The 9595-nt window shown below is 40.3% G+C and carries 8 protein-coding genes; all 8 read right to left on the reverse strand.

Annotated features, from left to right (window positions below; genetic code table 11):
* Window positions 1-66 precede the first annotated feature (66 nt).
* The 8 genes from truA to SPI61_RS05975 all read right to left on the reverse strand — a co-directional run bounded on the left by truA (window position 67) and on the right by SPI61_RS05975 (window position 9478).
* Complete coding sequence (truA, locus tag SPI61_RS05940; RefSeq protein WP_321137203.1) at window positions 67-822, reverse strand: tRNA pseudouridine(38-40) synthase TruA; 756 nt, start codon at window positions 820-822, stop codon at window positions 67-69.
* 1 nt (window position 823) lies between these two features.
* Window positions 824-1633: an energy-coupling factor transporter transmembrane component T gene (locus tag SPI61_RS05945; RefSeq protein WP_321137204.1), complete on the reverse strand. Its 810-nt coding sequence runs from the start codon at window positions 1631-1633 to the stop codon at window positions 824-826.
* Complete coding sequence (locus SPI61_RS05950; protein WP_321137205.1) at window positions 1630-3411, reverse strand: energy-coupling factor transporter ATPase; 1782 nt, start codon at window positions 3409-3411, stop codon at window positions 1630-1632. Before SPI61_RS05950 ends, SPI61_RS05945 begins: the two co-directional genes overlap by 4 nt.
* Window positions 3392-4039, reverse strand: coding sequence for a glutamate racemase (locus tag SPI61_RS05955; RefSeq protein ID WP_321137206.1), 648 nt, complete (start codon window positions 4037-4039; stop codon window positions 3392-3394). The genes SPI61_RS05950 and SPI61_RS05955 overlap by 20 nt, the downstream gene beginning before the upstream one ends.
* Window positions 4040-4547: 508 nt before the next feature.
* A complete protein-coding gene (locus SPI61_RS05960; protein ID WP_321137207.1) occupies window positions 4548-4730 on the reverse strand; it encodes a hypothetical protein in 183 nt (60 codons plus the stop codon).
* Between the two features lie 180 nt (window positions 4731-4910).
* Window positions 4911-7040: an adenosylcobalamin-dependent ribonucleoside-diphosphate reductase gene (locus SPI61_RS05965; protein ID WP_321137208.1), complete on the reverse strand. Its 2130-nt coding sequence runs from the start codon at window positions 7038-7040 to the stop codon at window positions 4911-4913.
* Window positions 7041-7321: 281 nt separating this feature from the next.
* Complete coding sequence (locus SPI61_RS05970) at window positions 7322-8671, reverse strand: MATE family efflux transporter (RefSeq protein WP_321137209.1); 1350 nt, start codon at window positions 8669-8671, stop codon at window positions 7322-7324.
* A gap of 306 nt (window positions 8672-8977) precedes the next feature.
* Window positions 8978-9478 (reverse strand): hypothetical protein, encoded by a 501-nt coding sequence (locus SPI61_RS05975; protein WP_321137210.1) that lies wholly within the window; start codon window positions 9476-9478, stop codon window positions 8978-8980.
* Between the last annotated feature and the right edge of the window lie 117 nt (window positions 9479-9595).

Raw genomic sequence — 9595 nt, forward strand, 5'->3', positions numbered from 1 at the left:
CAAAAAATCGAAGCGTTATCAATCACCGCAAACAAAAACACCCTTGCAAAAGCAAGAGTGTTCAATCTAAATTCTAAATTTCTCCCAATCATATTTTATCTCGACCATGGTGAGTCCTTCGGGTGGCATTGTGACACCCGCTTTCGTTCGGTCTTTCGATTCAAAAAGTTCCTCGATTTCCGTCGGCGTAATTCGCCCTTCGTTCGCTTTCAAAATTGTTCCGACCATTATTCGAACCATATTCTTCAAAAATGCCTCGCCGAAAATGTCGAATGTGAGAATGTTGTTTTCGTATTTTATAATTATATCCGTCACATTTCTCACGGACGTCGGCATCTGCGCATATGGTCCTTCAAATGCTTTGAAGTCGTGCGTCCCCACAAGAACTTTCGCCGCATCTGAAATTTTATCCATATCGATGTCGTATGAATAGAGCGAGAAAAATCTTTTCATCGTTGCGGGAAGCACTTCACCCACATAAACCGAGTATCTGTAGTGCTTCAACAGTGCAGAAAATCTCGCGCTGAAATCGTCCGTCACCTCAAAAGATTTTTCTATTCTTATGTCCCCCGGCAATATATTGTTCAGCGGATATAAAAATTTTTCCGGCGGAATTGTGGAATTTGTTTTGAAATTTGCAACCTGTGCAAGGGCGTGGACTCCTGCGTCGGTTCTTCCCGCCGCTTTCAAAACAATTTCCTCTCCCGTCACCTCCGAAAGTGCATTTTCAATCACTTCCTGGATTGCAAGTGCATTTTGCTGTTTTTGCCATCCGCTGTAATCAGTGCCGTCATAACTTATAATCAAACAAATATTTTTCATATTACTTTACAAAAGGTATGAAATTCAAAAGAATCATAAGTGCGAAATAGCTCAAAACAATCGCATACGCAACAAAGTCTCTCGACTCGTATTTGAGTTCTTTTAATTTCGTTCTGCCTTCGCCACCTCTATAAAGTCTCGCTTCCATCGCATTTGCAAGTTCGTCGGCACGTCTGAAGCTGTTGATAAAGAGCGGAATTAAAATCGGCACAAGTGCTTTCGCACGTTTGAAAAGATTGCCCTCTTCAAAGTTTGCACCTCTCGCCTTTTGCGCTTTCATGATTTTATCCGTTTCGTCCATAAGCGTCGGAATAAATCTCAAAGCGATCGTCATCATCATCGCTATTTCGTGGCTCGGCACTCCGATTTTTCTCAAAGGATTCAAAATCTTTTCGATTCCGTCTGTGAGCCTTATCGGCGAAGTTGTGAGCGTCATAATGCCCGAACCCATAACCATCAAGACCAATCTTGTCGCCATAAAAAATGCGTATCTCACACCTTCTTTTGTGGCTGTGAGAGGTCCTATTTGAAAAAGCGTTTCGCCCTTGACCATAAATATATTCAGTCCGACCGTCAAAATCAAGATAAACATAAGACTCTTTATGCCTTTAAAGAGCATTTTAAATGGAATTTTTGCAATTTTTGTCACGGCATAAAGATATAAAAATGCAAATGCATACGCCGTGAATTTCTTTACGAAAAACAGTATAAAAATATATGTGAATGTGAGAATTATTTTTGTTCGCGGGTCGAGTTTGTGAACATATGAATCGCCCGGGAAATATTGGCCGATTGTGATATCTTTCATCATTTTAAAAGCCCTCCTATTTCCTTTGCCGCATCTTCAGGCGTGAGCGCTTGGCCCAGAACTACGCCTTTTTTTCTGAGCATATTCATAAAATCGACAACATACGGAACGTCAAGTCCGATTTGTTCAAGTTCCTCTTCGCGTTTAAAAATTTTATTCGGTCTATCAAAATATTTTAGCTCGCCTTTTTCCATGACGAGAATTCTGTCCGCAATTCGCGCGATATCCTCCATCGAGTGCGTTACATAGACAATTGTGAGATTGTTTTTCTTTTGAATTGAGCGAATCTCTTCAATAATCTCGTCGCGTCCTTTCGGGTCGAGTCCCGCAGTCGGTTCGTCCAAAATAAGAGTGTTCGGTTTCATTGCGAGCACTCCCGCAATTGCAACACGTCTTTTTTGTCCGCCCGAAAGCTCAAACGGCGAGCGGTCCTTCACCCACTCATAGTCGAGTCCGACGTCTTCAATCGCATCCTTCACACGCTTATCGATTTCCTCTTCGCCGAGTCCCAAATTTTTCGGACCGTACGCAATGTCCTTTGCGCAAGTCTCCTCAAAAAGTTGATGCTCCGGATATTGGAAAACCATTCCGACCCTTTGTCTCAAACCGATGAGTCGCATATCCTTTGAAATCTTCTCACCCTCAACATGCACCTCGCCCGACGTCGGGAACAAGAGCGCGTTGAAGTGTTGAATGAGAGTCGACTTTCCGGAGCCCGTGTGTCCGATAACTCCGACAAATTCGCCCTGCTTTATGCTAAGCGTTACATCGCCGACAGCAATCTTTTCAAAAGGTGTGCCCTGACTGTAGACGTGCGACATATTTTTCAGTGCAATTTCTGCATTTGCGTCGAATTCAGAACTCTCCGAAACAACCTCATCTCTGAACTCATTGTACGAATTTTCGTCAAACTTAGCTTCGCCGCTTTCCTTTATTTTTTGAAGCACGCATTCCGCATAATCATCGAGTTCAAAACTCGTGCAGCCCGTCTTTTTGTCGCCCAAAAGATATTCCATCTCCGGAACAAACGGACTGTCGAGTCCATACTTTCTTATTTCATTCGGGTCTTTAAAAATCTCCTGCGGCGTTTCGTCCCGAACGATTTTCCCTTGCTCAAAAACAACCACACGGTCGGCGTTTATCGCCTCTTCCATGTAGTGTGTGATGAGAAGAATAGTCTTGTTTTGCTCTCTGTTGAGCCTTAAAATAGTATCCAAAACATCTTTTCTTCCGGACGGGTCGAGCATCGCCGTCGGCTCGTCAAAAAGAATAATGTCCGGATTTATTGCCAAAATTCCCGCAATTGCGACACGCTGTTTTTGTCCACCGCTCAAAAGATTCGGACTGTGGTCTTTGTAGTCGAGCATATCGACAATCTTTAGACTCTCGTCAACCCTCTTTCTTATTTCAGCCGGCGGCACTCCCAAATTTTCCGGACCGAAAGCGACATCCTCTTCAACAATAGTCGCAACAATCTGGTTGTCCGGGTTTTGAAAAACCATACCGCAATTTTTTCTTATGTCCCAAATCTTCTCCTCTTCCTTGGTGTTCATGCCGTAAACGGTCACATCACCTTCCTTAGGCATAAGCTGAGCGTTTATAAGTTTGCAAAGCGTACTTTTCCCCGAGCCGTTTGCACCCAAAACCGCAACAAACTCGCCTTTCTTTACATTCATAGAAACATCGTCAATCGCAAGCAAAGACTCGCCCGTTATATTTGAAGTATAACTGAAACTGACGTTTTTCAGCTCGATTATAGGATCATTTTCTTTTAAATCCATGTCCTGCTCCTTTTAATCTGTCGAGGCGTCTCAAAACCGCCTCCGCTTGATACTTTCCGGGATACAAAAGCTCCAAGTGCGGATACATATCCCTTATAATATAGTCTATAAGCTCATAGTGGGTACATCCCAAAATAAGTCTTGTGACTCTTCTTTCAATAAGCGGTGGAATAAGAACCTCAAGTTCCTTTCTCACACCGTCCAAATCGTCTTCTTCTATAAGCCTTGCAAGATTTCTTGAAGGCAAGGAAATCGCTCCGAGCATCCTCGAATAAATTCCCGAATTATGCGTAAATGATGTGGAAATAACTCCCAAATGTCGCAAATTTTGTCTTCGTAAAACTCGAACAGTCGGCGTTATAATATCCACAATATTTCGCCTTAAATTTCCCGTCTCAATAAGAGCTGTGCTTATGGTGTTGCACGCCGGCGCAAGAACAGTGAACTCGCCTTTGAACGGACGAACCATATCCTTTGTGAGTCTCACAATCTCGCCCTTCGACTTCTCGCCGTACGGCATATTCTTTTCGTCGGATGTATAAATCAAATCAATACCCGGAGACATACTCTCCAAATACTTATACACAACCTTTCCGCCCTTGCCGGAATCCAAAACCAAAACCTTCATAAAATCCTCTCTTGAAACCAAATTAAAATAGTAGAAAAAACTACCCTCTATCCATATAATTATATCACAAAAGAACCACCCTGTCGAATAAAAAACGAATACAAAAAGAAAAGGAAACGCATGTTGAAAAAATCGATGCATTTCCTTTTGGTTTAATTATTTATTTGTGTTTTTGTTGTTGGGATTTTTTGTGTGGTGCTTTTCTTTTAGATGATTATTGTAATTGTTAATTTCAAATTCAAATATAAATTGTTTCACAGTAATTATAATCTTTGCAATTTATAAATTCACATTAACCTATAAGCTTTTTCCGCAAATTAATTATACTTATCCAACTTCCACCCCACACTCAACTCGATGCTTTCTCCGCAGAGTTTTACAATTTCCAACCCCGCACTCAATTCGCAATCCTTTTTTCTAAGTGGAAAGCGAAGTATTTTTGTCCGGTGGAGAATTTTTTCAAGCGAGTCATAGTATACCTACGTCGAACCGGTCCCTTAAAATCATTTTACTTTACCAATTTCAACCCCACACTCAACTCTACGTTTTTTCCACAGAGTCTTACAACCTCTACCCCCACACTCAACTCGCAAACGATTTTTCTAAGTAGAAAACGAAGAAATTCGCTTTCTTCGAGAACGATTTCAAGCGACGTGTAGTAAACATAATAGTAACCGCTTTTACAAATCATCCTACTTATCAAACCTCCACCCTACATTCAACTCGCAATCCCTTTTTCTAAGTGGAAAGCGAAGTATTTTTGTCAAGTGGAGAATTTTTTGAAGCGAGTCGTAGTAGACCTACGTCGAGCTCAAAAAATTCGAACGACAAAAAGACGAGCTTTCCACGACGAAAATGGATTGCAGCATTTTTATACGGCGCAAGGCGAGAACCCACACTCCTGACACTCCGCACAGCCGCCGCTGTGGTTCATTTTGCCGCCACAGATTGGGCATTTATCGGGGTCTTGTTTGAGGGCGGTGCCGGCGAGTTCATCGATTTCGCGTTTGAGTTCTTCGATGCGGTCGGTAGGGGATTTCTTTTTATCGGTGATTAAGATTCCGCCTCTGGCGCAACCGTCGCGATAGATTGTGATGCCTTTCAAGCCTTTTTCCCAGGCGTAGATATAGAGGTCTTCAACTTCTTCAACGGTAAATTCGTTCGGGACGTTTACGGTTGATGAGATTGAAGCGTCGATATATTGTTGCCATGCGGATTGAACGTCGATTCTTTCTCTGTAGTTCAAGTTTGAAGTTGTGACGATAAATTCCGGCAAGTCCGCTTCGTCGAAAATATTATTTTTGTCCATATATTGCTTTACGATGTCGGTGTAGACCTTGTAGTAGGTGTCGATACCGTGAATTGATTCAGTTTTTCTCGTGTATGAAATTTGGAAAATCGGCTCAACTCCGTTTGAGCATCCGATGAGAGTTGAAATCGAACCTGTCGGTGCAATTGTGAGGAGTTGGCTGTTTCTCAAACCATATTTTTCAATCATTTCTAATGTGTCGTCATCGGCGTTCGATCTTATAAAGTCGCTCTTTAAAACCGCTTCTTTGTTAAAGAACGGGAACGGTCCGTCTTTCTTCGCAAGTTCAGCTGATGCCTTCAGCGCTTCATTTATCATAAGTCTTCCGATTTGATGAATGAGCTTGATTGATTCTGGACTTCCGTATTTAATCTTGAGCTTTATAAACATGTCCGCAAGTCCCATTATTCCGAGACCGATTTGTCTCAAGTTGTGTGCAAGTTCTCTTTGTTCCTTGATTGGGTGGAGATTTTCATTTTCGTCCAAAACGCCGTTTAAATAAAATACGCCTTCACGAACCAAGTGTGCAAATGCTTCGAAATCGAATCTGCCGTAATCGGTGAACGGATCTCGTACAAATGCCCCGAGATTGATTGAGCTCAAGTTGCATGAGCCCCAAGCAGGAAGCGGTTCTTCAGCGCACGGATTAACTCCCGCATATGAGAAATTTTCATCTGCACTCATTATGTGCCACGAATTTATTCTGTCCCAATAAAGAATTCCCGGTTCCGCCATATTCCAATTGTTCTTTGCAAGAGTGTTCCACAAATCCCTTGCTCGAACTTCTTTTCTGATTTCTTCGCCGCTCGATTCCACGTCGAAACGAAGAGTGTAATTTGTATCTTCCTTGACAGCCTTTAAAAATTCATCGTTTACATTGACGCTGATATTTGCCGAGTTTACTTTCGACAAATCGTTTTTTACGTCGATGAATTCCATAATGTCAGGGTGCGACACGTCCATATTTATCATAAGCGCACCGCGTCTTCCGCGCATGCCGATAAGACCCGTTGTGAGTGCAAATAAGTCCATAAATGAAACTGCACCCGTCGTTGTTGAAGCCGCATTGTTTACCCTTGCACCCTTCGGTCTCAATTTTGAGATATTGATTCCGCAGCCGCCGCCGTATGAATAAGTTCTTGCAAGTCTCTTTGCGGTGTCAAAAATCGACTCGATATTGTCTTCAACTTTCGGCATAACATAACAATTCGAAAGCGTGACCTTTTTGCCCTTTTTGTCAAGGCCGCGACCCGCCAAAATTCTTCCCGCCGGCATAAACTTCTTGTCCTTTATGGCCTTTCCTATAACATCGTTGTCGCCGCTCACTCTCTTAATAAAGCCCTCGAAATTTTCTCCGTCATAGCGATATTTCTTGTCGTAAATATCCCTTTGTAGATTCGTCATCGCCCAGCCTTCTTCTCTCAGTCTCGTGCGTTCTTCTCTGTACAAAATGTACTTCTTTGCAGCTTCCGGCGCTCTTTTCATGAGTTCGAACTCAACGAGGTCTTGAATTTCTTCAATCGAAACTTTGTCGCTGTCCTTATACTTTTCATGAACCGCCTCTCCGACTTCCTTCGCAGCAGTTTCATCAATTCCCTTTTCAGTTTCTTTCATCGCCTTCTCAACCGCGATGACAATTTTTTGCGTTTCAAAATCGACTTCTCTTCCGTCGCGCTTAATTACTTGTACCATTTATTTCTCCTTGTTTAATAGTTATATAAAACCACATATAGTGGTGAAAATAGTTTTTTCATTTAATTACACTATATATCATATCAGATACAACTATAAAAAACAACATAAATCCAATCGAAATTCTATTACAGTTACTTAACAAGTGCAAAATATTTATGAGATTAATTTATTTAAACACGATATTATCGAAGTTATAAACTTTTGAGGACGAAAAAAATAATTTTTTTTGCGCAAACAAAAAACACCCAAAATTTCTTTTGAGTGTTTCATAATCTAAATTATATTTTAATATCGACCCATTTTCCGGTTTTAAATCGAAGGCTCATCATTACATATCTCGAGAACTGATCCGAAAGTATTCCGATCCAAATTCCCGTGAGTCCAAGATGAAATCCGTTTACAAGTACATAGGTCACGACCGTTCTTATAATCGAGACGCTCACAATCGATGCCATCAATGTGTATTTTACGTCGCCCCCCGCTCTCAAACAACCGCCGTAGATGATTTGAGAGATTTGAAGGATGACAATGACCGTTATAAATCTTGTGATTAATACACCGTATTCGATGATTTCCGGCTCAGCGTTTGCGTCGAAGAAGAGTTTGAAAATGTGTTTTCCGAACACAAACAGAATTACCGAAAGGCAGATTGAAATCGCAAGTCCGATTCTTTGGCAGACTTGTCCGTATGTTTTCGCGTCTTCTTTTCGTCCTGCGCCCAAGCTTTGTCCCGCAAGGCTCACCGCCGCAACTTGCATTCCGTCGGCAAATGCGAATCCAAGACTCAGTACTTGCATTCCCACGTTGTGTGCAGCAAACTGTGCTGTGCCGAGTCCCGCCGCAAGAAGTGCAGTCGTTAAAAATCCGATTCTCATCGCAATGTTTTCAACAAACATATTGAGTCCGAGTTTCGCAATGCTTATCGCCTCTTCAACTCTCGGTTTTATCTTTCTTGCAAAAATATATCTTATATCGACATAGCTGTGCGGTTTAAAAAGCGATCTTATACTCATTATGCTTGCAACCGCCGTTCCGATTATCGTTGCAATTGCGGCTCCCTTTACTCCAAGTTTCGGAAATCCCAAGTTGCCCCCTATCAAAAGATAGTTGAAAGTCATATTCACAATGCTTGAGACAAAGTTTGTCGTGAATGCAATTTGAGTGTTCCCACTTCCTCTTTGCGCCGCATTTATAATCATGCTGATTACATTAAAAATTACGAATCCCATTATTATTCTGAAATATTCGTTTGCCAAGACGTGTGTGTCGGAATTACTTCCCGCCCATCTCAAAATCGTTTCGGAATATTTTACGAATACAAATGAGATTATCGCAGTCAAGACTACGGCAATTGCAAATGCGGTAACTAAAACGGCATTCGCCGAATTTTTGTCCTCCTCACCTTTTCGCCGTGCGACAAGTGCCGAGACGGCAACGTTTATCGAAAAGAAAAATGACAGTCCGATAAATTTCGGTTGGTTTGTAAGTCCAACCGCCGCAATCGCTTCTTTTCCCAAACTCGAGACCATGAATGTGTCTATGAGTCCCGTAAGCGTTATAAAAAAACTTTCTAAAACCGATGGCCACGCCACTTTCATAGCTCTAGAATAAAAACTTTTCTTCTCCAATTAATCATCTCCATATAAAAATAAATAGCACCGCAAAGGTAAAAAAAATTAATAAACATAAGTGCTATCATTTAAATTATACATTAATATTTAATCCATTGCAAATAAAGAGCAAATTTTAAGTGCTATTTATCATAAGGTTTAATTTAAATTATTATTCAATTTAAAAATTAATTTAATTATAAAAACAAGAATCAAACTTTTTCCTGAAATATTCAAAATATGATAAATATTATTTATGTATATTTTTTAATTATAACTAAATTACTCTATATAAAAAATGAGCCTTGTAAAGACTCATTTTTACTATATTCTTGCATCAATCCGATTTCTCATATCATAATCACCTTTTTCAGCATACCGTCTTATAAAATATGCTATTACTGAAAAAGCGAGTGATATGAAGACAAATTTAAAATTATATATTCCTTGAAATGTGTTCAAATTGTGTACATCAGGTATATTGGAAAGTCCAATCAAATCAAAAATAGAAAGAGTTGCAAAATAAATCTGTAAAATAACAGAGACTCCAAAAAGAATCTGTAGATACGATTTTATTTTCCTTCTAATCGAAAAATAAAAATTAAAAAAGTCGTAAATTCCCAAATATCCAAACCAAATTGCATGAAGCCCAATAATCACTTTCAACAAACTCATTGTACTTTCAAGTTTTTTAGGTGAATTTTCGTATAGTTTCATCATAAATCCCGAACCCATAAAAATACTCACACTTAGAAGCACTACAACAGTCCAAAGTATTCTTCCAAACCTACCTCTCTTTTCAAAATAATCAAATTTTCGATACATAATTTTCCTCCTTTGCATTGTGAAATTCTACTATTAATTGTTCCAAATATTTTTCATCATATTGACAACTCGTTTCTCTTTTTTCATATCTCTCCCTTGGGCACCCCCCCATACAAA

Source organism: Ezakiella sp. (genome assembly GCF_034180565.1).
Classification (GTDB): Bacteria; Bacillota; Clostridia; order Tissierellales; family Peptoniphilaceae; genus Ezakiella.